Here is a 23137-nt window from a genome sequence, read left to right as displayed (position 1 = left end):
CCCCCTTGACTGTCAGGGAGGCCAGCGTAGTCGCGCTTGCGGCGGGCCGCGTCATCACAAGGTACGACGCCGCTTCAGCCGCAACGCGCGACGAAGGGGTGCGGCCCGCCTTTCACCACCACTTCCCGCCCCGCGCGCGCCGTTCGCTGCCGGCTTTCTCCGCCTCTACGACGAGGACCATCCCCGCCAGCACCAGCACCGCCGCAACGGTATAGCCGACGGCGCCCTCCGGCACGATCCAGGCCGGATACTGCGGAAACGCCTCCGCCAGCGTGCGCAATGCAGGCAGGCCGGCGTCGGCCCGTTCCCCATTCACCGCCAGGAGCCCCGCCCGCCCGAACACCGCGGCGAGCACCAGGACGGCGCCCGCCAGGAACAGGGCCTTGCCGATCACGAGCGCGCGCTTCGGCCCTCTTGCGATCCAGGAGCGGACCGGTTTCACCGCACCGCCCGCGGGCTGAACTCCGCATCCGCCCACGCCTGCGCACTGGCCCGCGTCAGCTGGAAGCCGGGCGAGACGCGCGCTTCGCCGAGCACTTCGCCCGCGGCATCGGTGGCGCGCAGCAAGGCCGAGGGGTTGTCTTCGTCCGGCTCGATGTCCAGCGTCACGCTCACCCGGCCGCCTTCGCGCGGCAGGTCGACCTGCCGGTGCAGCGTGGCATGCAGCTGCTGCTCGTGCCGGCGCACGAACTCCGCCGCCGTCTTCACCAGCGTGTGGAACGCGGCGGTGTCCAGCGGCTTGGGGTTCTTCTTGTCGCGGCCCATCGTCCAGGGGCCGACCAGCGCCGGTTCGACCTGGCCGTCCGGCGTCATCTCGACGGCCCAGCCGTCGTCATCCTCGTTCTTGATGACGCGGGCGGTCCAGCCGTTGTCGCGCCACAGCCGCGGCTCGTGAATCGACAGGGGCCCGGCATCGGTGTCGTGTTCGTCCATGGCGTGATTGTCACGGCAGGCGACCACGCCGGGCCGGACGCTCAGAGCGAGTAGCCGAGCAGCATCGCCACGCCCGGCTCCTTGTTCGGGCGGGTGAAGCTGTCGCGCGTGAGGCGGCCCATCTGGATGTTGATGCGGTCGGTGGCGAACCACTTGCGGTACAGGCCCTCGATCTCGCCTGCCGCGTACAGGCGCGCGAGCGTGCGGTCGACCACGGCGCCGAGCGCCGCGTCGCCCTTGCGCAGCATGATCGCGTACGGCTCGACCGACAGCGCCACGCTGCCCAGTTCCATCTGGCCCTGCGCGTTGTCGTGGGACACCATGCCGACCAGCAGCGAATCGTCCTGCGGGAAGGCGCGCACCTTGCCCTCCTTCAGCGCCTTGTACGCCTCGCCGTTGCTGGAGAAGGTCGTCAGCTGCATCTTCACTTCGCTGGCCGCGAGCTGGGTGAAGAGCTTCTCGGACGTCGTTCCCTTGCTCAGGGCCACCGGCAGGCCGCCCAGGTCCTTCACCGATTCGACCTTGGTGCCCTTGGGCACGAGCACGCGGATGCCCGCCACGAAGATCGTGTAGCTGAAGGCCACCTTCTCCTGGCGCGCCTTGGTGTTGGTGGTCGACCCGCACTCCAGGTCGATCTCGCCGCCCTCCAGCTTCGGGATGCGCTCGGGGCCGCTGACGACCTTGTAGTTCACCTTCAGCTCGGGCAGCTTGAGCGTGCGCTTGATCTCGTCCACCGCCGCCAGGCACAGGTCGACCGAGTAGCCGACCGGCTGCTTCTGCTCGTTGAGGTACGAGAACGGGCGCGCGGACTCGCGCACGCCCAGGGTGATCTCGCGGGTTTCCTTGATGCGGGCCAGCGTGTCGGCCGGGGCCTGCGCGAAGGCGGAAGAAGCGAAGGCCAGCGTGGTGCACGCGGCGAGCGGCAGTGCGCGACGAAGGGTGTGGAGCATGGAAGCAGTGGAGGGATGAAGGGGCCGGGGCCGGAGGGCGCTCCGGGAAGGCCCGGAGTCTAAGGGTAAACCCTTGGCCCGCTGGGGCAGCCGACAGCTTCCCGTCAACCTGCCGCGTCGACGCACCGGTGCCTGCTTCACCGAGAATCGCGGGCTGTGCCTTCGCCCCGGACCCCGGCCAGCAGCCCACCCGCCCTCGCACAGGACCCCGCGCTCCTGCGCCGGCTGCTGCGCGCGAAGGACGCGATGGACGCGGCCTCGCAGGAGGACTGGCCGGTCGAACGGCTGGCCGGCGTCGCCTGCGTGTCCGCATCGCATTTCGCGCGCGCGTTCCGGCAGGCCTTCGGGTTGCCGCCGCACCGCTACCTGCTCACGCGGCGCATCGAACGCGCCGTGGCGCTGTTGCGCGAAACGAACCTGCCCGTCACGGACATCGCCTTCCAGACCGGGTGGCGCAGCCTCGGGACCTTCGGCCGGATCTTCCGCGACATCACCGGTGCGAGCCCGGGGGCCGTCCGCGCACGCGAGCAGGCTTTCGCGGGCGGGCTGGACGGCGTGCCCCCCTGCTACCTGAGCGCGGGCCGGCGGCCCGACCTCACCATGGCGGTTTCGGAGAAGCGGCGCCAGGGCGATGCCGACCAGAATCGCGGCTTCCAACAGGAGGTGCCATGAATCGAGGTGTCGAAACGGTCGGCGTGTACGTGCGGGACCAGGACGAAGCGCTGGCTTTCTACGTCGGGAAGCTCGGCTTCCGCGTGCACACGGACGTGCGCAACGGCGACTACCGCTGGCTGACCGTGCAGTCCGCGGACCAGCCGGATTTCCAGCTTGGCCTGTTCAAGCCCGGCCCGCCGGTGGTCGACGCGGCGACCGCGCAGGCGCTGCAGGCGCTGGTGGCCAAGGGAGCCATGCCGCCGCTCGTGCTGGCCGTCGCCGACTGCCGCGCTTCCTACGAGCGCCTGCGCGGACTCGGCGTGGAGTTCACGCAGGAACCGGTGGACCGCTACGGCGCCACCGACGCGAGCTTCCGCGATCCGTCCGGCAACGGCTGGAAGATGATCGGCCGCTAGCGGCCGGAGCGCGCCCGTCGCCGCCTTCAGGCCGTGACGCCGGCGGCGGCGGGCTGCAGGGCCAGGCGCCACAGCCGCCAGGCGCGGCCGACGAACAGGCCGGTGAATGCGCCGTACAGCGCCGCGACGGTCCAAGCGAACGGCGCTTCCTCGATGCGACGAGGCGCCATCGCGAGTTCCACGCCCACCCCGTACTTGACCAGGAAGATGCCGACGATCAGCAGCAGGGGCACCACGCTGCCGGGCAGTCGGTAAGAGCGGCGCACCGGGTCGAACTGCGCGGCGGCGCGGCCCGGGGCCAGCAGCCCGAACGCGATCGCTGCCGCGCCCAGCCAGGCCGCGGCGGCACCCGCCGCGTGCGGCGACGCGGCCAGGGCGGAGAACGTGCCCCACACCGAGAACACGGTCATCGCCGCCGGGAGCAGGGACACCCGGGCCAGGCTGGCGGTGCGGTCGCGCAGCTGGCCGATGCCGAGCGCCAGGAGGCCGGCGAGCAGAACCCAGACCCAGGCCGGCGTGTTGCGCAGGATGGGGACGATGGCTCCGGGATGGTCGGTGACGAGCTGCAGCAGCATGGGGTTCTCTCCAGGTACGGTGCGAAGCCCGCACTGTGCGCAGCCCGGCCACCGCGCACCACCGGGCCGCGACGAAACGCCGCGGGCGCGGCGCGAACCGGCGGCCGGCGCGCGCGAAGCGCCGCCGCTCAGGCCCGTTCGAAGTCGATGAAGCCCTGGCCCGCGTCCACGGACACCAGCCGCACGCGCAGCGCGTCGCCGACGTCCGCGCCCTCCTGCCCGCGCACCAGCCGTCCTTCCACCAGCGGCTGGGCGATGCGCACGTAGGTGCCCTTCGGCGAGGCGCCCGTGACGATCGCGTCGAAGGCGGCGCCGATCCGGTCCTGCAGCAGCCATGCCGCGGCCGCCTTCAGCACCTGCCGCTCGACCTTGTTGGCCTGGTCTTCCTGCAGGGTGCAGTGGCGGGCGACCTGCTCCAGCACGTCGAGCGCATACGGCGGCGGGTCACCCGCCAGCGCGGCCTTCACCAGCCTCTGCGTCACCAGGTCGGGAAACCGCCGGTTGGGCGCCGTGGAATGCGCGTAGTCGCTCACGGCCAGGCCGAAGTGGCCGGGCGCCCGGTCGCCCGGCGCGGCGGCGACATAGGAGCCCGCGCCGAGCATCTTCACGATGCGCAGCGACAGGTCGGCGAAGCCGGCGGGGTCGGCCTGGCGCCGCTCGCACAGGAAACGGTCCAGGGCCACCGGGTCGGGTTGCTCCGGCAGCGTGACGCCATGGCCCGCGGCCAGCGCCTCGATGCGGTCCCAGCGGCGCGGCGACTGCAGGAAGCGCCGCAGCGACGGGAAGCCCTGCTCCGCCAGGAAGCGGGCGGTGGCGGCGTTCGCCGCGATCATCAGGTCGGCGATGAGGTCCTTGGCCCGGTTCTTCGCGTCCGGCTGCAGGTCCACCAGCCGGCCATCCTCGAACACCGGCCGCGCGGAGATGGTGGTGACGTTCAGGGCCCCGCGGCGCTGGCGCCACTGGCGCAGCTGCGTGGCCACGGCATCGTGCACGCGCAGCTGCTGCTCCAGCCCGGGCACGGCCGCCAGCTGCGGCAGTGCGCCGGGCACCGCATCCAGCCATTGCGAGACGCGGGTGTAGGTGAGCTTGGCCCGGTTGCGCACCGCCGCGCGGTACAGCACGGAGTCCGTCACGCTCCCGTCCGCCTGCACCCGCAGGTCGACGACGACCGCCAGCCGCTCCTGGCCCTCGTGCAGCGAGCTGCGGTCGGTGGACAGCACCTCCGGCAGCATGGGGAACACGCCGGCCGCGGTGTAGACGGAAGTGGTGTTGGCCGCCGCGTGGGCGTCGACGGCGCCGCCGGGCGGGACCATCGCGTCCACGTCGGCCACCGCGACGCGCAGCCGCACCGCACCCCCGGCCTCCGGCTCGGCCACGCTCAGCTGGTCGAGGTCGCGCGTGTCGTCGTTGTCGATCGAGAACCAGCACAGCTCACGCAGGTCGCGGACGTCCGCCTGCGAGCGGGGCGTGGCTGCGGCAGCCTCCTGCAGGGCCTGCGGGCTGAAGGCGGGCCGCAGGCCATGCGCGCGCATGGCGTCGGCGGCGAATCGTGCGAGGGAAGGAAGGGGCATGGACGGGACGGCGCGCGGCGAAGGCGGCGCGGCAGGCCCGATCTTGCCCGGATCGCCGCGCCGCGGGCTACGGATGCGCCGGCAGCTCGCGCTTGTGGCGGCTCGCCATGTAGAAACGGCGGATCACCTCCACCGCTTCGGGCGCCACCGGCTTGCCTTCGAGGAAGTCGTCGATCTGCTCGTAGGTGACGCCGTACGCCGCTTCGTCGGGCAGCTGCGGCCGCAGTTCCTCCAGGTCGGCCGTCGGCACCTTCTGCACCAGCGACTGCGGCGCGCCCAGGTGGGTGGCGATCGCGCGGACCCGCCGCTTGACCAGGCCGGTCAGCGGCGCGAGATCGCAGGCACCGTCGCCGAACTTGGTGAAGAAGCCCATCACCGCTTCGGCGGCGTGGTCCGTGCCCACCACCAGGCCGCGGCGGGCGCCGGCGACCGCGTACTGCGCGACCATCCGCTGGCGCGCCTTGATGTTGCCGAACACGAAGTCCTGCTGCCCCGCGCTTTCGAACGCGAGGCCGGTCTTCAGGCTGTCGAGCATGCCCTCGGCGGCCGGCCGGATGTCGGTGGTCAGCACCTCGTCGGCACGGATGAACTGCAGCGCCGCCTGGGCATCCGCTTCGTCGCGCTGCTGGCCGTGCGGCAGCCGCATGGCGATGAAGCGGGCCGGACGGCCGGCGGCGCGCAGGCGTTCGGCGGCCAGCTGGCACAGCCGGCCCGCGGTCGTGGAATCGATGCCGCCGCTGATGCCCAGCACCAGGGTTTGGAGCCCCGAGGCGGGGAGGTAGTCGGCGATGAAGGCGATGCGGCGCTCGGCCTCGGCGGCGGCGTCGAAGGTGGGCGAGACGAACAGCTCGGCGGCAACCTGCGCGGCGGAAAAGGAGGTGGTCATGGGGTGACAGTATGTCGCGGAAGCACGCCGCCGGCACTGAGTTGTATAGTACAACCATCAACCCAAGGAGCACCGGATGGCCGCCCGCAACGTGCAGCTGCTGATCATCGACCCGCAGAACGACTTCATGGACCGCCCTGGCGCCGCCCTGCCCGTGGCGGGCGCGATGGCCGACATGGCCCGGCTGGCCGCCGTCATCGACGCGGCGGGCGCGTCGATCTCCGGGATCACGCTCACGCTGGACTCGCACCACAGCGTGGGGATCGAGCGCCCCGCGTTCTGGCAGAAGGCGGATGGCAGCGACGTGGCTCCTTTCACGCAGGTCTCCGCCGCCCAGGTCCGCGCCGGCGAATTCGTGCCGCGCGGCGCCGGCGGCCGGGACCGGGCCCTCGCCTACCTCGACGCGCTGGAGGCGCGGGGACGCTACCGGCTGATGGTGTGGCCGGTGCACTGCGAGATCGGCACCTGGGGGCACAACGTGCAGGAGGACCTGCGGGCCGCCTACAACCGCTGGGAGCGCGAGACGCTGCAGCCGGTGCGCAAGGTGTTCAAGGGGATGAACGCCTGGACCGAGATGTACAGCGCGCTGCAGGCCGAGGTGCCCGATCCGCAGGATCCCGAAACCGAGCTCAACCGGCGCCTCGTCGCGCGGCTGGACGAGGCCGACCTGGTCGTCGTCGCCGGCGAGGCCAGCAGCCATTGCGTGCGCGCGACCACCGAGCACCTGGTGGAAAGCCTGCCGTCCGGCCGCGCGGGCAAGGTGATGCTGCTGGCCGACTGCATGAGCCCGGTCGCCGGGTTCGAGGCCGAGGCCACCGCCTTCCTGCAGGCCATGGCGGCGCGCGGGGTGCGGGTGGCGGCCGCGAAGGATCTCGTCGCCGAACTGGCCCGCCAGGCGAAGAGCACGACCGCCGGCTGACGCGCGTTCAGCGCGCCTGCGGATGGGGCGTTTCGCCCCTCTTCAGCATCTCCACGAAGGCCGCGACCCGCTTCTTCCGCCCCGCCTCGGTCTTCAGTTGGTGCAGCCGGAAGGCCAGTGCGAAGCGGTTCTGCGCGCTGAGCCGCGCCAGCATCGCCTTGGCCTTGGGCTCCGCCTCGATGGCGGCCAGCAGGTCCTCGGGCAGCACCATGTCCTTCCCGCTCGCGTAGGCGCGGTCCCAGCGGCCGTCGGCCTTCGCCAGTTCCACCTGCCGCAGGCCGTGCTCGGTCATGCGGCCCTCCCGGACCAGGCGCTCCACGTTGGCGACGTTGATCCGGCTCCAGATGCTCTTCGGCGTGCGCGGCGTGTAGCGCTGCAGGTAGCTGGTCGCATCCAGCGCCTTGCGGACCGCGTCGATCCAGCCCCAGCAGAGGGCGACGTCGATGGCTTCCTTGGGCGAGATGGAGGGCAGTCCCGACGCCTTCTTGTGCAGCTGGATCCAGACTTCGCTCTCGCGCGCATGGTGGCGGCGCAGCCAGGCCTCGAAGGCGTCGGCGGTCTCGAACGCGTGGACCTTGCGCGGATCGACGTGGACGGCGGGCATGGCCGATTCTGTCACGCGGGTCCGCGGTCCACGCCGCTGCCATGGCGTTCCACTCCGCGAATCCGGCGGCCCGTCGCACCGGGCTCGCCGGCGGCGTCCGGGCGCGACAAAGTCCGTGCCGGAAGAAAGGAAACGACGAAATGCTGACGCCCTTGCTGATGGTCCTGGTCCTCGTCCTGCCCGCCCTTGCGAGTCGCCTTGCCCGGCGTGCGCCCCTGCACGACGCGCGGCACGCGGCGGCGGCGGGCCTGGGGCTGCTGTTCCTCTTCACCGCCAGTGGCCACTTCCTGCAGACCGCCGCCATGGTGCAGATGCTGCCGGCGTGGGTGCCCGCGCGGGAGGCGCTGGTCTACGCCACCGGCGTGCTGGAGATCGCGATCGCGATCGCCCTCTTCTTCCGGCGCTCGCGCACGGCCGCGGCCTGGGCCGCCGCCGCGGCGCTGGTGGCCTTCTTTCCCGCGAACGTGTATGCGGCGTTCGCGCACGCCCCCATGGGGGGCCATGCCTGGGGCCCGGCCTACCTCCTGGTGCGGGCCCCCTTGCAGCTGTTCATCCTGTGGTGGATCTGGGCCCTGGTCCTGCGGGCCCCGCAACCTCGCGGCCTGCCGGCGGCCTTGCGGTAGGGCCCGCCGCCCGGCTCAATGCGGGATCAGCACGACGCGCGCTTCACCGGCCCGCTGGAAGCCGAGCGCCGCCGCCGCGGCCTTGCTCAGGTCGATGATGCGGCCGCGGATGCGCGGGCCGCGGTCGTTGATGCGCACCACGACCTCGCGGCCGTTGTCCACGTTGAGCACGCGGACGCGGGTGCCGAACGGCAGCGTCTGGTGCGCCGCGGTCAGCTCGTTCATGTCGAAGGGTTCGCCGCTGGCGGTGCGCCGGCCGTGGAACTTCAGCCCGTACCAGGACGCCCGCCCGCGCGCGAGTTCGGGCAAGGGCGCCTGCCGCATTTCGACGGCGGGCAGGACGGCGCCATCCTGCGCGTCTTGCGCATCTTGCGCGAAGGCAGGGACGCCGGTGGTCGCCGCGAGGAACGCGACGCCGATCACGCACGCTGCGCGGCTGCGGAACCAGCGGATCCTCACGCGCGACGAGCCAGGGAAACGACCATGGGCGTCATTCTAGGAAAGCCATCCCTGCCTGGGTAAAGTCGGGTTCACGCGAATCACGCCCGCAGGATCTTCTCCATCGTCTTGCCCTTGGCGAGCTCGTCGACCAGCTTGTCCATCCAGCGGATCTTCTGCATCAGCGGGTCCTCGACCTCCTCGACCCGGACGCCGCAGACCAGGCCCTGGATCAGGGCCGTGTTCGGGTGCATGGCGGGGGCCTCGGCGAAGAAGGTCCGAAAGTCCACGCCCGCATCGACCTGTTGCTGCAATCCGGCCTTGTCGTAACCGGTCAGCCAGCAGATGACCTGGTCGACCTCTTCCTTCGTGCGACCCTTGCGCTCGGCCTTCTGCACGTACAGCGGGTAGACCTTGGCGAACGGCATCGCGAAAATCCGGTGCTCCGGCATGGGGGACCCTCCAGCTCGCGCCATGCGCTGGCGCGAGCCGCAGGTTACCAAAGGCGGATGGCGGCTCGCGCGGCCTTGCGTTATCGTCGCGCGCATGACTGCCTCCACGCTCCTGGTCTTCACGCTCGTCGCGCTCGTCGCCATCGCCACGCCCGGCCCCACCGTGCTGCTGGCGCTCGCCAACGGATCGCGCTGGGGCGTGCGGCGCGCGGTCCCGGGCATGCTCGGGGCGGTCACCTCCGATTTCGTCCTGGTCGGGGCGGTCGCCATCGGCCTGGGCGCCCTGCTCGCGGCCTCCGAATTCTGGTTCACGGTGCTCAAGTACGCGGGCGCGCTCTATCTCGCCTGGCTGGGCGTCATGTTGCTGCGCTCCAAGGGCGGCCTCCAGGTGCCGGCCGACGGCGACGCCCCGGTCGCCCCCACCGCGCGTTCCATCTTCATGAAGTCCTTCCTGGTGGCGGCCACCAACCCCAAGGGCTACCTGTTCTGCTCCGCGCTGCTGCCGCAGTTCATCGACCCGCAGGCCGCGCAGGCGCCGCAGTACGTGGTCATCGCCATCGTGTTCGCGGGGCTCGATTTCCTGGTGATGCTGGCTTACGCCGTGACGGGCGCCCGCGCGATCCGCCTGTTCAACGCAGCGGCCGTGAAGTGGTTCGACCGCGCCTGCGGCGGCACCCTGCTGGCGCTGGCGGGCTCGCTGGCGTTCTACCGCCGGGCCAACACTTAGCGCAAAGCGCGACGCGAAGCTTCGCGCGCCGCCTACGCTGCCGGACGCACGACGAACGCGCTCAGCTGCGCCATCCTGCCGTCGCGGAATCGCCAGACGTCGCAATACGCGTGGCGCGCCGCCCGGCCGTCCTCGCCCTTGACCATGATCTCGCCGAGCGCGACGACGAAATCGCCCTCCGCGACCAGCTGCGTCACCGTGAACTCCGGCGGCTCCCGGTAGGCCGTCTTCATCCACTGCCGGACGGCCTCCTTGCCGCGCAGCGGCAGCTCGCCGACGGCGGTCCATTCGATGTCTTCCGTGCAGAAGGACAGGAAGCCTTCGGGGTTGCCGCGGACGATCTCGGCATTGGCCTGCTGCAGCGTGGCCTTGTTCCCGTCCGACGCCGACACCTTCGCCAGGGTCACTTCGCGCCGGTGCCCATCTTGCCCTGCAGCACGGCCACGAGGTGGTGCTTCGCCTCGGCCAGGAAGGCCTTGTCGGCGTCGTGCACCTTGCGGAAGAACGCCGCGCATTCCGGCGACTTCGCGGCTTCCGCGTCCTTGATGTACTGGTCGTAGGCGATCAGCGCCTGCGCCTTGTTCTGGATCAGCGTGATCCAGTCGTACGCCAGGTCGCTCAGCGGATGCGGGTCCGAAGACGTTTCCTTCATGGCCATTCCTTTCCTGCGAGGGGTTCGTTGCAGGATACGGCAAGCCGTCGCGGCCGTGGGGCGGTTCCAGCGCGACCGCGGGCTCGTCAGTGCGGCGTTTCCAGGCCGAACACCAGGGAGCGGTGGATGGAAGTGCCGGCGAAGGCGCCGTCGCCGACCGCCATGGCCACGTTGCCGAAGGCCCGCGCGACGTCGCCGCAGGCGAAGACGCCCGGTACCGAAGTTTCCTTCATCGCGTTCGTGCGGACGTGCTGGCCGGCGGGCCCGTCCTCCATCTCGCACCCGAGGCGTTGCGCCAGCGGCGACGCCGGCCGCGTGCGCGTGGCCGTGAAGAGGCCGTCGAACGACAGGCGGCGGCCGTCCCGCAGCAGCACATCGGCATTGCCGTCGACGGCTTCGATGGGCGCCGCTTCGACCGCCACGCCGCGGGCGCGCAGGTCCTGCGCCTGCTCCAGGTCCGGCGGCGCCGCACCGTTCAGCAGGAACGTCACCTCGCCCCACTCCGGCAGCAACGCGGCCTGGTGCACCGACAGGGGCCCCGCGGCGATCACGCCGATGCGGCCGCGGTCCAGCTCGTAGCCATGGCAGTAGGGGCAGTGGAAGACGCTGCGGCCCCAGCGCTCCTGCAGGCCGGGGATCGCCGGCAGCTCGTCCACCACGCCCATGGCGAACAGGACGCGCTGCGCCGTCCAGCCCTGCCCGCCCGCCCGCACAGCGAAGCCCGACGCGGCGTTGCCTTCGATGTCCTCCGCGGCCGCATCGATCCATGTGACCGTGGGATAGGCCAGGAGCTGCGCGCGCGCCCCGGCCACGATGTCGCCAGGCGGCTTGCCGTCCTGCGAGAAGAAGCCGTGCGACGCGGAGGCGAAGCGGTTGCGCCGCAGACCCGTGTCGAACACGGCGACGCGGCGGCGCGCGCGGGCCAGCGGCAGCGCCGCCGAGATGCCGGCGAAGCTGCCGCCGATGATGGCGATGTCAAACGTCATGGGAGACCTCGTGCAGTGACCCGCCGCTCTCCAGCATCCGGCGGTGGAAATCGCGCGAGAGCGCGGCGAGCGTGACCGTCCCGAGCCGCTCGAGCAGCAAGGCCTCGGCGTCGCGGTAGGCGTGTTCCAGCGCGGCGTTCACCGCCTGCTCCACCAGGCAGCCGGGACTCTCTTCACGGTGGCCTACGGCCAGCAGCGCAGGGGCGCCGACGGCCTCGTGGATGTCGCGCAGGGTGATCTGTTCCATGGGACAGGTCAGCACCCAGCCGCCGCCGTGTCCCTTGGCGGATGCGACGAAGCCGGCGTCGCGCAGCCCGCCCATCAGCCGGCGGATCACGACCGGGTTCGTCTGCATGGCCTGCGCCAGCCATTCGGAGGTGACCGGCTCGCGAAGCTCGGCCATGTGCAGCAGGCAGTGCAGGACGCCGGAAAGGCGGCTGTCTCGTTTCATGCAACGAATGTAGTTGCGGAAAAGAAGCCCGGCGCGGCATGGGGTCAAGCCGGCCCGGGCGCCGCGCGCGTCAGTACAGCGTGTTGCGCTGGCGCGCCGGCAGTTCCTGGTCGTAGCGCTCCCCGTCGATGCCGCCGGCGGTGAGCGCCTGCAGCATCTCGCCCGGGCTCGGCACGCCGGCCGGCCGCACGCGCCCGCCGGTCCACAACTGCGAGCGCTGCATCGCGCGGGCGCACTGGAAGAACACCGTTTCCACCGCGATCCGCAGCACGCATTGCGGCGGCTTGCCGTCCATGGCGGTGCGCTGCAGCAGGTCGGGATCGGTGCGGATCACCGCGCGGCCGTTCACGCGCAGCGTCTCGCCCACGCCGGGGATGAAGAAGATCAGCGCCACGCGCGGATCGGCCAGGATGTTGCGCAGGCTGTCGACGCGGTTGTTGCCTCGGCGTTCCGGCAGCAGCAGGGCCTTTTCGTCCTCCACCACGACGAAACCGGCGGGGTCGCCGCGCGGCGACGCATCCAGGCCGTCCGGCCCCGCCGTGGCGAGCACGAGGAAGGGCGACGCCTCGATCCAGCGGCGGTAGACCGGCGGGATGACGGGCGTTTCCTTGCGCAGCGAGGCTTCGCCCACGGGCCCGAAGAGCTGCTGCAATTGGTCGGCGGTCGCCGACGCGGGAGCCGGTCGCCAGCCTACAAGGCCGCGGCGGCCCGCCTCCCATGCTCGCGCCTTCCAGCGCGCCATCCGCCAGCAAGGACACCCGATGAACGACCCCGACGAGAACACCCCCGACGACCTCGCGCTCACCCGGCGCGAAGTGCTGGTCGCCGGCGCGGCCACCGCCGCCGCCGTGGCCCTCCCCAGCGAAGCCGGCGCCCAGCAGGTCCCGCAACCGCAGCCCGGGGCCGCCCCGGCGTCGCGCGTCACGATGGAAGTGAACGGCACGCCGCGCACGCTGGAGCTGGACAACCGCACGACGCTGCTCGATGCGCTGCGCGAGCACCTGCACCTGACCGGCACCAAGAAGGGCTGCGACCACGGGCAGTGCGGCGCGTGCACCGTCCTGGTGAACGGCGAGCGCATCAACGCCTGCCTCACGCTCGCCCTGCTGACCCACAACCAGAAGGTCACCACCATCGAAGGCCTCGGCACGCCGACGCGCATGCACCCGATGCAGACCGCCTTCGTCAAGCACGACGGCTACCAGTGCGGCTACTGCACGCCCGGGCAGATCTGCTCCGCCGTCGGCACGCTGGACGAGATCCGCCGCGGCGTTCCCAGCCACGTCACCGCGGACCTCACGGCCCGGCCGCTGCTGTCGGTGGAAGAACTGCGCGAGCGCATGAGCGGCAACATCTGCCGCTGCGGCGCCTACTCGAACATCGTCGATGCCGTGGCCGAAGTGGGCGGGGTGCGCACATGAAACCCTTCACCTACGAACGCGCGAACACGCCGGCCGAAGCCGCCGCTGCCGTGGCACGCAACCCCTCGGCCAAGTTCATCGCCGGCGGCACCAACCTGCTGGACCTGATGAAGCTGCAGATCGAGGCGCCCACCCACCTCGTGGACGTGAACGCGCTGGCGCTCGACCGGATCGAGGCGACACCGGAGGGCGGCCTGCGCATCGGTGCGATGGTCCGCAACACCGCACTGGCGGCCGACGAACGCGTGCGGCGCGACTATGGGGTGCTGTCGCGTGCCCTCCTCGCCGGCGCCTCGGGGCAACTGCGCAACCGCGCGACCACCGCCGGCAACCTGCTGCAGCGCACGCGCTGCCCCTACTTCTACGACACCGACCAGCCGTGCAACAAGCGCCAGCCGGGCAGCGGCTGCAGCGCCATCGGCGGCTTCAGCCGGCAGCTGGCCATCGTCGGCAGCAGCAGCGCCTGCATCGCCACGCATCCCAGCGACATGGCCGTGGCGATGCGCGTGCTGGACGCGAACGTCGAGACGGTGAAGCCGGATGGCAGCCGCCGCGTGATCCCGATCGCCGACTTCCACCGCCTCCCGGGCGACACGCCGCACATCGACACCACGCTGCAGCGCGACGAATTGATCACCGCCGTCACGCTGCCGCGTCCCGCGGGCGGCGTGCAGGTCTACCGCAAGGTGCGCGACCGCGCCTCCTACGCCTTCGCGCTGGTGTCCGTGGCCGCCATCGTGCAGCGGGACGGCACCGGCCGCGTGGCCCTCGGCGGCGTGGCGCACAAGCCCTGGCGCGATGCCGCCGCCGAAGCGGCGCTGCCGCAGGGCGCCAGGGCCGTGACCACCCGCCTGCTGGCGGACGCCCGGCCCACCGACGACAACGCCTTCAAGGTTCCCCTGGTGGAACGCACGCTGGCCGCCGCGTTGGCGCAGGCGAGGAGCTGAGCATGAAATTCACGACCCCCGCCACCACCAACCCGATCGACCAGCTCAAGGTCGTCGGCAAGCCGACCGAGCGCGTCGACGGGCCGCTCAAGACCACCGGCACCGCGCCGTATGCCTACGAGCGCCACGACGCCGCGCCCGACGCCGTCTACGGCTATGTCGTCGGCGCCGGCATCGCCAAGGGCCGGATCGCCTCCATGGACCTGAAGGCGGCGCGTGCGGCGCCGGGCGTGCTGGCGATCGTCACGGCCCGCAACGCAGGCAAGCTGGGCAAGGGCGACTTCAACACGGCAAAGCTCCTGGGCGGCCCGGCCATCGACCATTACCACCAGGCCGTCGCGCTGGTGGTGGCGACCACCTTCGAGCAGGCGCGTGCCGCCGCGCAGCTGGTGCGCATCACGTACGAACGCTCCCCGGGCAAGTTCGACCTGGAGGCGGAGAAGGCCGGCGCGCAGCTGGCCAAGCCCACGCCCTTCGCCGGCCCCCCGGAATCGAAGGTGGGCGACTTCGCCGGCGCCTATGCACGCGCGCCGGTGCAGTTCGACGCGACCTACACCACGCCCGACCAGACGCACGCCATGATGGAGCCGCACGCGTCCATCGCCGCATGGAAGGGCGACAAGCTGACGGTGTGGACCTCCAACCAGATGATCGCCTGGAGCGTCGGCGACATGGCCAAGACGCTGGGCATCCCGAAGGCGAACGTGCGCCTGGTGTCGCCCTTCATCGGCGGCGGCTTCGGCGGCAAGCTCTTCGTGCGGGCCGACGCCGTGCTGGCGGCCCTCGGCGCCCGCATGGTCAAGCGGCCGGTGAAGGTGGCCCTGCAGCGCCCGCTGATGGCGAACAACACCACGCACCGGCCGGCGACCATCCAGCGCATCCGCATCGGCGCGGGCCGTGACGGGAAGATCACGGCCATCGCCCACGAAGGCTGGAACGGCAACCTGCCGGACGGCTCCGCCGAGACGGCGGTCAACCAGACGCGCCTGCTCTACGCCGGCGCCGACCGCCTGACCACGACGCGGCTGGCGGTGCTGGACCTGCCCGAGGGCAACGCGCTGCGCGCCCCGGGCGAGGCGCCCGGCATGATGGCGCTGGAGATCGCGATGGACGAAATGGCGGAGAAGCTGGGCATGGACCCGGTGGAGTTCCGCATCGTCAACGACACGCAGGTCGACCCCGAGGCCAAGGAGCGGCGCCCGTTCTCGCAGCGCCAGCTGGTGCAGTGCCTGCGCACCGGGGCCGAGCGCTTCGGCTGGAGCAAGCGCAACGCGCGGCCGGGCCAGGTCCGCGAAGGCCAGTGGCTCGTGGGTCTCGGCGTCGCCGCCGGCTTCCGCAACAACCTGCTGACGAAGTCCGGTGCGCGCGTGCGGCTGGACAACCGCGGCGTCGTGACGGTGGAGACCGACATGACGGACATCGGCACCGGCTCGTACACGATCATTGCCCAGACGGCGGCCGAGATGATGGGCGTGCCGCTGGCGAAGGTGTTCGTGCGCCTGGGCGATTCCAGCTTCCCCGTGTCCGCCGGGTCGGGCGGCCAATGGGGCGCGAACAACGCCACATCGGGCGTCTACGCGGCGTGCATGAAGCTGCGCGAAGCGGTCGCGAAGAAGGCCGGCATGTCCGCCACGGAAGCCGTGTTCACGGACGGCACCATCCGCGCCGGCGAGCGCGTCGTGCCGCTGGCGGAAGTCGCGGGAACCCAGGGGCTCTCCGCCGAGGACTTCATCGAGTACGGCGACCTGGACAAGAAATACCAGCAATCGACCTTCGCGGCGCACTTCGTGGAAGTGGCCGTCGATGCCCACACGGGCGAGACGCGCGTGCGCCGCATGCTGGCCGTGTGCGCCGCCGGCCGCATCCTGAACCCCACGTCCGCGCGCAGCCAGGTGATCGGCGCGATGACCATGGGCGTCGGCGCGGCGCTGATGGAAGAGCTGGCGGTCGACACGCGCCGCGGCTTCTTCGTCAACCACGACCTGGCCGGCTACGAGGTGCCGGTGCACGCCGACATCCCGCACCAGGACGTGATCTTCCTGGATGAAGCGGACCCGGTCTCTTCGCCGATGAAGGCCAAGGGTGTCGGCGAGCTGGGCCTGTGCGGCGTGAGCGCGGCGATCGCCATCGCGATCTACAACGCCACCGGCGTCCGCGTGCGGGACTATCCGATCACGCTGGACAAGTTGATCGGGAAGATGCCGATGGCCGCCTGAGGCATGGCCGGTCCCGCCGCGGCTTCGATCATCGACTTCCTGCTCGGGCTGGCGTCGCCGCCGGCGGGCACGGATGCCGGCAACCGCATCGCGGTCGAGGGGCTGGCCGTGGGTTCACGGGACGGGCGGTTCGAGATCCGCATCGCGCGGCTGGAAGCGGCATCGCTCCGGCTCGCCAGCGGGCCGCTCGCGCTGGACATCGGGCAGCTCGTGGCGCACGGGCTGGTTGCGCAGGTCCAGCCCGGGGCGCAGCCGCGTCTCTGGAGCCTGCAGGCAGCGCGCGTGGAGCTCACGGATGTGAAAGTCTCCGGGCCGGTGACGCCGGCCAGCGCGCAGGCACGCACGAGCGCGGCGGCTCCGTCGCTCGCCCCCCTCGCCACCGCCGACGGCACGCTCCACGCCGAGATCGTCGACGCCACGCTGATCTTCGACGCGGACGTCACTGTGCCGATCCGCGCCGGCCACGTCGACTTCAACGAAGCCACGGTCGAACACGTCGGCCCGGACTCGCGCATGGGCGTCAGCCGCATGGGCATCCACGTGGATGCGCCCAACGGCCGCAGCTACCTGTACCAGTTCGCGTCCGCGCCGGTGGCGGGTGTGGAGTACGAGCGGCGCAGCGCCCTGCCCGGTCCCTGGGACACGAAGCGCGGCCACCTGCAACTGCAGCCCTTCCTCGAGTCCCTCCTGCGCCAGCCTGCGGCCTCCCCTGCGCTCGGCCTCACCGCACAGGCCCGCATGCTGCTGGCCCGCACGGCGTTGCAGGGCCATGTGCAACTCGGCGACGGGAAACTGGCGGCCGGCGGGCTGCAGGCCGAGCTGGACGGACGCGCGGCCGGCCACAACCTGGTGCGCCTGCACTCGCAAGCGGTCGGCCGCGGCGTCCACGTCAACGTGGCCTCGCTGTCCGTCCGCGGCGCGGCGGTGGATGGGGCCGGGCATCGCCTGGCGATCGGCCAGCTGGAAGGGACGCTGGACCTGCAGCTTTCCGTCGAAGGCGGGCAGGTGCACACCGCGCTCGACGTCGCGCGGGCCACGCTGTCGGGCCTGCGCCTGCAATCCCGCGCGGCGGGCTGACGCCAGCCACGGCGCGGCCGTCCCACGCCCTCACATCAACCGCGTATCCGCCGGCGCGCGGTCCGGCCGGTCGTGGGCGTTGTCGATGAAGTTCAGCGGCGCGTTCACCAGTTCCTCGCGGTCGACGTCGTCGACGGTGGGCACGTGCAAGGCGTAGAAACGCCCGCCCATCCGGTCCCACTCGCCGGTGGCGAACACGCGGATGCCGCAACGCAGGCAGAACCGGTAGTCCAGGAAAGGCTCGGCCTGCCCCGGCGGCTGCCAGCGATAGCTGCCCAGGTGCTCCTCGCCCGCCAGCAGCTGGAACGCATCGCCGCGCACGAAGAGGAACCAGGCCCGCGCCTTGCTGCAGATCGAGCAGTTGCAGCGGTTGGTGCCGTCCGAAAGATCGAACCCCGCTTCGTAGCGCACCGCCTGGCAGTGGCAGCTCCCGTGATAGCGCCGATAGGTCATCGCATGTCCTTGACTGGTTGCATTTCGAGATCGGTATCGTCGCATAACCGATCTTGAAATGCAACCAGTTTAGAATCCTGCCGATGCGACAAGACCACCGCTCGACCTGCCCCATCAGCACCGCGCTGGAGGCCGTCGGCGACCGCTGGACGCTGCTGGTGGTGCGCGACCTGATGTTCGCCGGCAAGCGCCACTTCCGCCAGCTGCTGCAGTCCGAGGAAGGCATCTCCAGCAACGTGCTGGCCGACCGGCTCGCCGTGCTGGTCGAACAAGGCATCGTCCGCCGCGACGACGACCCCAGCCATGCGCAGAAGGCGATCTACAGCCTCACGGAAAAAGGGCTGGACCTGCTGCCCGTGGTGATCGCGATGAGTGCCTGGGCACAGAGGCACCACCCGGAGACGCGCAGGCCCGAGGCCGTGGACCTGGTCGGCCGCAGCCCGCGCGCGCTCGAGCGGCTGCAGGCGCAGCTGCGCGAAGAGCACGGCCTCTGAAGCCGCGGCGTCCGGTCAGCCGCGTCGCGCGGCCTCGATCGTGGCGACGTCGATCTTCTTCATCTTCATCATCGCGTCGAACGCCCGCTTGGCCGCCGCGCGGTCCGTGCCCGTGGTCGCCTCGACCAGCACGCGCGGCGTGATCTGCCACGAGATGCCCCACTTGTCCTTGCACCAGCCGCACACGCTCTCCTGGCCGCCATTGCCGACGATGGCGTCCCACAAGCGGTCCGTCTCCGCCTGGTTTTCCGTGGAGACCTGGAACGAGAAGGCTTCGTTGTGCTTGAAGACCGGCCCGCCGTTCAGGCCGATGCAGGGAATGCCCATCACGGTGAAGTCGACCGTCAGCACATCGTCTTCCTTGCCCGCGGGATAGTCGCCCGGCGCGCGGTGCACGGCGCCGACGGAGGTGTCCGGGAAGGTCTTCGCGTAGAACTGCGCGGCTTCCAGTGCGTTGCCTTCGTACCAGAGGCAGATCGTGTTCTTGGGGATCATGGGCGTTCTCCTTGTCGGGAAACGGGAGCCTAGCGCACGTGTCCTGACGAGCTGGCATGGTTCCCTCCGCGCGTACCATCCCCGCATGTGCCGCAACATCAAGACCCTCTTCAACTTCGAGCCGCCGGCGACGGAGCTCGAGATCCGCGATGCCTCGCTGCAGTTCGTGCGCAAGCTCAGTGGCTTCAACGTGCCGTCCAAAGCCAATGCAGTGGCGTTCGACCAGGCCGTGGAAGAAGTGGCGGCGTCGGCGCGCAAGCTGATCCAGTCTCTGGTGACCAGCGCCGAACCGCGCACGCGCGAGGCCGAAGCGGCGAAGGCGCGGGAGCGGTCGATCGCGCGCTTCGGCGAGAAACGCTAGTCCGCGGCCGCCCCGCTACACCGGCACGGCCGCCGTCGCCTCGATCTCCACCAGCATGCCGTCGAGCGCAAGGCGCGGCACGGGGATGAGCGTGCAGGCCGGTTTCAGGCGATCGCCCCAGATGCGGTCGAACTCCGCGCCCAGCTGGTGGAGCTTCGGTTCGTCGTGGTCCACGACCAGCACCAGCAGCCGGGCGACGTGCTCGGGTCCCGCGCCGGCGGCCGCGAGCGCCAGCAGCATGTTGTCGAGCGCCTGGCGCAGCTGCGCGGCGTAGCCGGCACGCAGTGCGCCTGCCTGGTCCTCCCCGCCCTGCCCCGAAAGCAGCACGAGGCGCACCCCGGCCTCGACCGTCGCGCCATGGGAATACCCGTTGGGGACGGGGTCGTACAAGCCCGCGGGGTTGAACAGCTGAATCGCATTCATGTATGTTCCTGTGGTCCGGGCACTCGCCCGCGTCGAGAACTCTAGGGATGATGTGACTCCGGGACAACTGACCCTTTTCTCCGTCATGAGCGAATCCATTTCATCCATCCGGCCGCGGCGCGCCTTGCCGTCGCTGGTCGCCCTGCGCGCCTTCGAGGCCGCCGCCGCGCACCTGAGCGTGCAGCGGGCGGCGGCGGAACTGCACGTGACGCCCACCGCCGTCACCCACCAGATCCGTGCGCTCGAGGAGGACCTGGCCACCGTCCTCTTCCTGCGCAAGCCGCGCCAGCTCGTGCTGACGCCGGCGGGGACGCGCCTGGCCGAAGCCCTGCGCGAGGGACTGGACACCATCGCGGCGGGCGTGCGGTCGGCGCGGCAGGACACGCCGCACCGCGTGGTGACGCTGTCGGCCACCACCGCGTTTGCCGCGCGCTGGGTGCTGCCCCGCCTCGGCGCGCTGCACGCGGCGTGTCCGCAAGTCACCCTGCGCATCCACGCCAGCGAGGCGGTGGCCGACCTGCGGCGGGGCGATGCGGACCTCGCGATCCGTTTCGGCGACGGTCGCTGGCCGGGGCTCGCCACGCAGTTCCTCGGCGAGGAACGCTACGCCGTGATGTGCGGCCCCGCCGTGCGGCTGCGCACCCCGAAGGACCTGGAGAAGGTGCCGCTCATCCACTTCGACTGGGGCGCCAATGCCACGGCACCGGCCACCTGGCCGAACTGGGCGCGCAAGGCCGGCATCCCGCAGCCCGCCCGCTGGGCGGCGGCGCGCACCGGCCTGTCCTTTTCCGACGAAGCGCAGGCCATGAGTGCCACGCTCGCCGGCCTCGGCGCCGGACTCCTCAGCCTGACCCTGACGGAAGCCGAACGCAGCAGCGGCATGCTGGTCCAGCCGCTGGGGCCGGTGCTGACCACGGGCAGCTACCACCTGGCGGCCGTCGAGGGACACGAAGACGCACCCGGCGTCCGCGAGGTGTGGGCGTGGATCGCAGCGGAGAGCCCCGCCCTCCGGCAGGCGTGAACCGCTCGCGCGCCGGCGCCGTTCAGTCCCCGGCCGGCGGCCCGGCGTGCGGCCGGCCCGCCAGGTGGATCGCGATCTCGCGGACCTTGCCCGGATCGACCGGCTTGCGCAGGATGACGGCACCGTCCTCGCCGCCGATGCGGTCGCCGATCTCTTCCCACGAATGGTCGGAGTACGCGGTGCAGATCACCACCGGCAGCACCGGGTCCACCTTGCGCAGGCGCTCGATCGTCTCGACGCCGTTCCACCCGGGCGGCATGCGCATGTCGACGAAGGCGAAGGCGTAGGGCCGGCCCGCGTCACGCGCGGCGACCACCATGTCGAGCGCCTCGCGTCCCTGGTAGGCCGAATCCAGTTCGAAGTGTTCGGCCACCGGGGACACCGCGGCGCCGAACAGGGTGGCCTCCAGGTCGTCCAGCGCCGTCGCCTCGGGCGGCACCAGGATCTTGCGGAAGTCCTCGTGGATCGCCGGCATGTCGTCGACGATCAGGATGCGCGGCGGACGCCCGGGGTTCATGCCGGCACCGCCTGCTGCAGCGGCAGCTTCAGCGTGAAGGTCGCGCCGGCTCCAGGGCCGTCGCTGTGCGCCACCAGCGTGCCGCCCATCTCCACGGCCACCAGCGCACTGCTGTGCAGGCCGAAGCCGTGGCCGCCCCGGCGGGTGGTGAAGCCGTGGGCGAAGATGCGCGTGAGGTTCTCGCGCGAGATCCCCTCGCCTTCGTCGGTGACGCTCACGGCGAGCTGCCCGCCCTCCTGCCCGACGCGCAGCACCATGCGCCGCTGGCCTTCGCGCTGCGCCATCGCATGGCGCGCGTTGCTGAACAGGTTGACGAGGATCTGCACGATGCGGGCCTTGTCCAGCGGAACCACCGGCACGTCGCCGAACTCGCGTTCCACCGTCACGCCGGCGCGCACCATGTCGGAGTGGTGCAGGCGCAGCGCGTCCTCCACCACCTCGTGCAACTGCACCGGCTCGAGCACCGTGCTGACGCCGGCATACCGCTGCTGCGTGGCGACGACGTCCTTGATGTGGTCGACGTTGCGCACCAGCAGGTCGAGCTCCTGGCGCAGCTCGCGCTGCTCCTGCTCCAGGGCCCTGCCGACCTGCTCCAGGTAGGACGGCAGCAGCTTGCCCTTGGGATCCTGCGCGAGGTAGGTACCGAGGTCGGCCCGGTTCGACTGCAGCATCTGCAGCGCGCGCGTCAGGCCCTGCAACTTCGAGGCTTCCAGCCGCGTGACCGCCAGCTGCGCCGACACGTTCACGCTGTTCAGGACGTTGCCGACGTTGTGCAGCACGTTGGTCGCGATCTCCGCCCGCCCCGCGTCGCGCGCTCCGGTCACGAGGGCGCCCTGCGCGTCGCGCAGCTGCTGCGTGGAACGGCGCTGGCGCTCCACCATGGCCGCCAGCAAGTAGGCCACCAGCGCCAGTCCGGCCAGCATCAGCTGCAGCGACAGGATGAAGGGATAGGCCGTGGCCGGCGGCGCGTGGCCGAGGCGGAGGACCAGGGCCGCCACGGCCGAGGCGGCGATGACGGCGTTGGAAAGCGTCATGGCGGCCGGCGTGAACCGGAAGGCGATCCACAGCTGGCCCAGGATCAGCAGCAGCACGACCGGCTCGTCGACCCCCCGCTCGAAATGCGGCCCCTGCCAGAGGAGCGCGGCGGCGACCAGCAGCAGCAGGGCCGAGCCGTACTCGGGCAGCCGCCCGGCCACGCGCCACGGCTGGTGGCGATGCCGCGCCGCGTACACGAGCAGCGGCGTGACGAGCACCATGCTGGCGACGCCCGAACCCATCCACGCCAGCCAGCTGCCCAGGAAGGCGTCCGGCGGGATCAGCCCGAAACGCACGTAGCCGCCGACGCTGGCGGTGGCGGACAGGACGCCGCCGGCCACGGCCGCACCGGCGAGCCGGGGCCCGTCCATCACGTGTTCCACGGAGAAGCCGCGGTTGCGCCAGCCGGCCAGCAGCCACCAGCAAAGCAGCTCGCCACCGGTGTTGCCCAGAGAGAGCATCACGGCGAGGGGCGCGGGCGTGGACGTCGCCAGGGCCACCGCCAGCGATCCCGCGAAAGAGCCGCAAGCGGCCCAGGGACCGTACAGCACCAGCGCGGCCACCGCGATGCCGGACGGCAGCCAGATGGTGGTGACGGGCCCGGCCGCGATGGCGGACAGGGAGATCAGGAGGCGTGCAGCGAGGAAATAGGCGAGCGCGAGGCCCGCGATCACCAAGATCTTGCTGCGCAAGGACTGCACGCGCAGGTTCGGCTGGTTCATCGGATCCGAGGTTGGCCGCACGATGCGCGAGCCGGAGAAGCAACCCATCGATTCTCCCCTACGGTCGAGCATTGCGCCTAAGGCAAAGCCCCGCGCGGCCCGCCATTCGCTTAACCCG

The 23137-nt window shown here is 71.4% G+C and carries 31 protein-coding genes; 12 read left to right on the top strand and 19 right to left on the bottom strand.

Features of this window, described 5'->3' with window-relative positions; genetic code table 11:
* Positions 1-112 precede the first annotated feature (112 nt).
* Genes IM787_RS15780 through IM787_RS15770 form a run of 3 tightly spaced genes read right to left on the bottom strand, consistent with a single transcriptional unit; the run spans position 113 to position 1883 of the window.
* Positions 113-394, bottom strand: coding sequence for a hypothetical protein (locus IM787_RS15780; protein WP_193677632.1), 282 nt, complete (start codon positions 392-394; stop codon positions 113-115).
* Positions 395-438: 44 nt separating this feature from the next.
* The gene (locus tag IM787_RS15775) at positions 439-933 is read right to left on the bottom strand and encodes a hypothetical protein (protein WP_193677631.1); all 495 of its coding nucleotides are present in this window, start codon (positions 931-933) and stop codon (positions 439-441) included.
* Positions 934-974: 41 nt separating this feature from the next.
* Positions 975-1883 (bottom strand): amino acid ABC transporter substrate-binding protein, encoded by a 909-nt coding sequence (locus IM787_RS15770; protein WP_193677630.1) that lies wholly within the window; start codon positions 1881-1883, stop codon positions 975-977.
* A gap of 156 nt (positions 1884-2039) precedes the next feature.
* Between IM787_RS15770 and IM787_RS15765 the strand changes: the two genes are divergently transcribed.
* Positions 2040-2555 (top strand): helix-turn-helix transcriptional regulator, encoded by a 516-nt coding sequence (locus IM787_RS15765; protein ID WP_354004426.1) that lies wholly within the window; start codon positions 2040-2042, stop codon positions 2553-2555.
* Positions 2552-2953 (top strand): VOC family protein, encoded by a 402-nt coding sequence (locus IM787_RS15760; RefSeq protein ID WP_193677629.1) that lies wholly within the window; start codon positions 2552-2554, stop codon positions 2951-2953. The genes IM787_RS15765 and IM787_RS15760 overlap by 4 nt, the downstream gene beginning before the upstream one ends.
* A gap of 26 nt (positions 2954-2979) precedes the next feature.
* On the opposite strand, the gene IM787_RS15755 is transcribed toward IM787_RS15760, so the two are convergent.
* From IM787_RS15755 to nadE, 3 genes are all read right to left on the bottom strand, one after another.
* Entirely contained in the window at positions 2980-3528 is a 549-nt protein-coding gene (locus IM787_RS15755) for a DUF6622 family protein (protein ID WP_193677628.1), read from the bottom strand.
* Between the two features lie 128 nt (positions 3529-3656).
* Entirely contained in the window at positions 3657-5099 is a 1443-nt protein-coding gene (locus IM787_RS15750) for an RNB domain-containing ribonuclease (protein ID WP_193677627.1), read from the bottom strand.
* A gap of 67 nt (positions 5100-5166) precedes the next feature.
* Entirely contained in the window at positions 5167-5985 is an 819-nt protein-coding gene (gene nadE, locus IM787_RS15745; RefSeq protein ID WP_193677626.1) for an NAD(+) synthase, read from the bottom strand.
* 76 nt (positions 5986-6061) lie between these two features.
* Between nadE and IM787_RS15740 the strand changes: the two genes are divergently transcribed.
* The gene (locus IM787_RS15740) at positions 6062-6904 is read left to right on the top strand and encodes a cysteine hydrolase family protein (protein ID WP_193677625.1); all 843 of its coding nucleotides are present in this window, start codon (positions 6062-6064) and stop codon (positions 6902-6904) included.
* A gap of 7 nt (positions 6905-6911) precedes the next feature.
* Here the strand turns inward: IM787_RS15740 and IM787_RS15735 are convergent, their stop codons facing one another.
* Positions 6912-7508 carry a YdeI/OmpD-associated family protein gene (locus IM787_RS15735; protein ID WP_193677624.1) on the bottom strand — a complete coding sequence of 199 codons (597 nt, stop codon included), beginning with the start codon at positions 7506-7508 and terminating at the stop codon, positions 6912-6914.
* A 140-nt stretch (positions 7509-7648) separates the two neighbouring features.
* On the opposite strand from IM787_RS15735, the gene IM787_RS15730 reads away from it, so the two are divergent.
* Positions 7649-8131: a DoxX family protein gene (locus IM787_RS15730; protein WP_193677623.1), complete on the top strand. Its 483-nt coding sequence runs from the start codon at positions 7649-7651 to the stop codon at positions 8129-8131.
* A gap of 15 nt (positions 8132-8146) precedes the next feature.
* On the opposite strand, the gene IM787_RS21825 is transcribed toward IM787_RS15730, so the two are convergent.
* Together IM787_RS21825 and IM787_RS15720 are read right to left on the bottom strand one after the other, a co-directional pair.
* On the bottom strand, positions 8147-8590 hold the full coding sequence (locus IM787_RS21825) for a septal ring lytic transglycosylase RlpA family protein (RefSeq protein WP_435531161.1): 444 nt from the start codon (positions 8588-8590) through the stop codon (positions 8147-8149).
* Positions 8591-8670: 80 nt separating this feature from the next.
* Positions 8671-9021, bottom strand: a complete 351-nt coding sequence (locus IM787_RS15720; RefSeq protein WP_193677622.1) for a DUF2200 domain-containing protein — start codon at positions 9019-9021, stop codon at positions 8671-8673.
* A 94-nt stretch (positions 9022-9115) separates the two neighbouring features.
* On the opposite strand from IM787_RS15720, the gene IM787_RS15715 reads away from it, so the two are divergent.
* On the top strand, positions 9116-9748 hold the full coding sequence (locus IM787_RS15715; protein ID WP_193677621.1) for a LysE family translocator: 633 nt from the start codon (positions 9116-9118) through the stop codon (positions 9746-9748).
* Positions 9749-9780: 32 nt separating this feature from the next.
* Here IM787_RS15715 and IM787_RS15710 read toward each other — a convergent pair whose 3' ends face one another.
* The 5 genes from IM787_RS15710 to IM787_RS15690 all read right to left on the bottom strand — a co-directional run bounded on the left by IM787_RS15710 (position 9781) and on the right by IM787_RS15690 (position 12489).
* Positions 9781-10155: a nuclear transport factor 2 family protein gene (locus IM787_RS15710; RefSeq protein ID WP_354004425.1), complete on the bottom strand. Its 375-nt coding sequence runs from the start codon at positions 10153-10155 to the stop codon at positions 9781-9783.
* Entirely contained in the window at positions 10152-10400 is a 249-nt protein-coding gene (locus IM787_RS15705) for a hypothetical protein (protein WP_193677619.1), read from the bottom strand. The genes IM787_RS15710 and IM787_RS15705 overlap by 4 nt, the downstream gene beginning before the upstream one ends.
* An 86-nt stretch (positions 10401-10486) precedes the next feature.
* Positions 10487-11386, bottom strand: coding sequence for an NAD(P)/FAD-dependent oxidoreductase (locus IM787_RS15700; protein ID WP_193677618.1), 900 nt, complete (start codon positions 11384-11386; stop codon positions 10487-10489).
* Positions 11376-11837 (bottom strand): Rrf2 family transcriptional regulator, encoded by a 462-nt coding sequence (locus IM787_RS15695; protein WP_193677617.1) that lies wholly within the window; start codon positions 11835-11837, stop codon positions 11376-11378. Before IM787_RS15695 ends, IM787_RS15700 begins: the two co-directional genes overlap by 11 nt.
* Before the next feature lie 70 nt (positions 11838-11907).
* On the bottom strand, positions 11908-12489 hold the full coding sequence (locus tag IM787_RS15690; RefSeq protein ID WP_227494396.1) for a pyridoxamine 5'-phosphate oxidase family protein: 582 nt from the start codon (positions 12487-12489) through the stop codon (positions 11908-11910).
* A gap of 109 nt (positions 12490-12598) precedes the next feature.
* Between IM787_RS15690 and paoA the strand changes: the two genes are divergently transcribed.
* From paoA to IM787_RS15670, 4 genes are read left to right on the top strand one after another with little or no spacing between them, the layout of a single operon-like run.
* The gene (paoA, locus tag IM787_RS15685) at positions 12599-13258 is read left to right on the top strand and encodes an aldehyde dehydrogenase iron-sulfur subunit PaoA (protein ID WP_193677615.1); all 660 of its coding nucleotides are present in this window, start codon (positions 12599-12601) and stop codon (positions 13256-13258) included.
* Entirely contained in the window at positions 13255-14205 is a 951-nt protein-coding gene (locus IM787_RS15680) for an FAD binding domain-containing protein (RefSeq protein ID WP_193677614.1), read from the top strand. Before paoA ends, IM787_RS15680 begins: the two co-directional genes overlap by 4 nt.
* A gap of 2 nt (positions 14206-14207) precedes the next feature.
* Positions 14208-16421, top strand: coding sequence for an aldehyde oxidoreductase molybdenum-binding subunit PaoC (paoC, locus tag IM787_RS15675; RefSeq protein ID WP_193677613.1), 2214 nt, complete (start codon positions 14208-14210; stop codon positions 16419-16421).
* Positions 16422-16424: 3 nt separating this feature from the next.
* On the top strand, positions 16425-17498 hold the full coding sequence (locus tag IM787_RS15670; protein WP_193677612.1) for a hypothetical protein: 1074 nt from the start codon (positions 16425-16427) through the stop codon (positions 17496-17498).
* Positions 17499-17528: 30 nt separating this feature from the next.
* On the opposite strand, the gene IM787_RS15665 is transcribed toward IM787_RS15670, so the two are convergent.
* Positions 17529-17951, bottom strand: coding sequence for a GFA family protein (locus IM787_RS15665; protein WP_193677611.1), 423 nt, complete (start codon positions 17949-17951; stop codon positions 17529-17531).
* Between the two features lie 83 nt (positions 17952-18034).
* Here IM787_RS15665 and IM787_RS15660 point away from each other — a divergent pair, with 83 nt between their 5' ends.
* Positions 18035-18445: a winged helix-turn-helix transcriptional regulator gene (locus tag IM787_RS15660; protein WP_193677610.1), complete on the top strand. Its 411-nt coding sequence runs from the start codon at positions 18035-18037 to the stop codon at positions 18443-18445.
* A gap of 15 nt (positions 18446-18460) precedes the next feature.
* Here IM787_RS15660 and IM787_RS15655 read toward each other — a convergent pair whose 3' ends face one another.
* Positions 18461-18940: a VOC family protein gene (locus IM787_RS15655; RefSeq protein WP_193677609.1), complete on the bottom strand. Its 480-nt coding sequence runs from the start codon at positions 18938-18940 to the stop codon at positions 18461-18463.
* Positions 18941-19025: 85 nt separating this feature from the next.
* Here IM787_RS15655 and IM787_RS15650 point away from each other — a divergent pair, with 85 nt between their 5' ends.
* Positions 19026-19301 carry a DUF2277 domain-containing protein gene (locus IM787_RS15650; protein ID WP_193677608.1) on the top strand — a complete coding sequence of 92 codons (276 nt, stop codon included), beginning with the start codon at positions 19026-19028 and terminating at the stop codon, positions 19299-19301.
* A 15-nt stretch (positions 19302-19316) separates the two neighbouring features.
* Here the strand turns inward: IM787_RS15650 and IM787_RS15645 are convergent, their stop codons facing one another.
* Positions 19317-19724: a RidA family protein gene (locus IM787_RS15645; protein WP_193677607.1), complete on the bottom strand. Its 408-nt coding sequence runs from the start codon at positions 19722-19724 to the stop codon at positions 19317-19319.
* Between the two features lie 85 nt (positions 19725-19809).
* On the opposite strand from IM787_RS15645, the gene IM787_RS15640 reads away from it, so the two are divergent.
* Positions 19810-20745, top strand: coding sequence for a LysR substrate-binding domain-containing protein (locus IM787_RS15640; protein ID WP_193677606.1), 936 nt, complete (start codon positions 19810-19812; stop codon positions 20743-20745).
* Positions 20746-20767: 22 nt separating this feature from the next.
* Here the strand turns inward: IM787_RS15640 and IM787_RS15635 are convergent, their stop codons facing one another.
* Together IM787_RS15635 and IM787_RS21565 are read right to left on the bottom strand one after the other, a co-directional pair.
* Positions 20768-21262: a response regulator gene (locus IM787_RS15635; RefSeq protein WP_193677605.1), complete on the bottom strand. Its 495-nt coding sequence runs from the start codon at positions 21260-21262 to the stop codon at positions 20768-20770.
* On the bottom strand, positions 21259-23019 hold the full coding sequence (locus IM787_RS21565) for an MASE1 domain-containing protein (protein WP_227494395.1): 1761 nt from the start codon (positions 23017-23019) through the stop codon (positions 21259-21261). Before IM787_RS21565 ends, IM787_RS15635 begins: the two co-directional genes overlap by 4 nt.
* Positions 23020-23137: the final 118 nt, after the last annotated feature.

This window comes from Ramlibacter pallidus, from assembly GCF_015070875.1.
Classification (GTDB): domain Bacteria; phylum Pseudomonadota; class Gammaproteobacteria; order Burkholderiales; family Burkholderiaceae_C; genus Ramlibacter; species Ramlibacter pallidus.
This window is presented reverse-complemented; position numbering and strand designations above follow the sequence as displayed.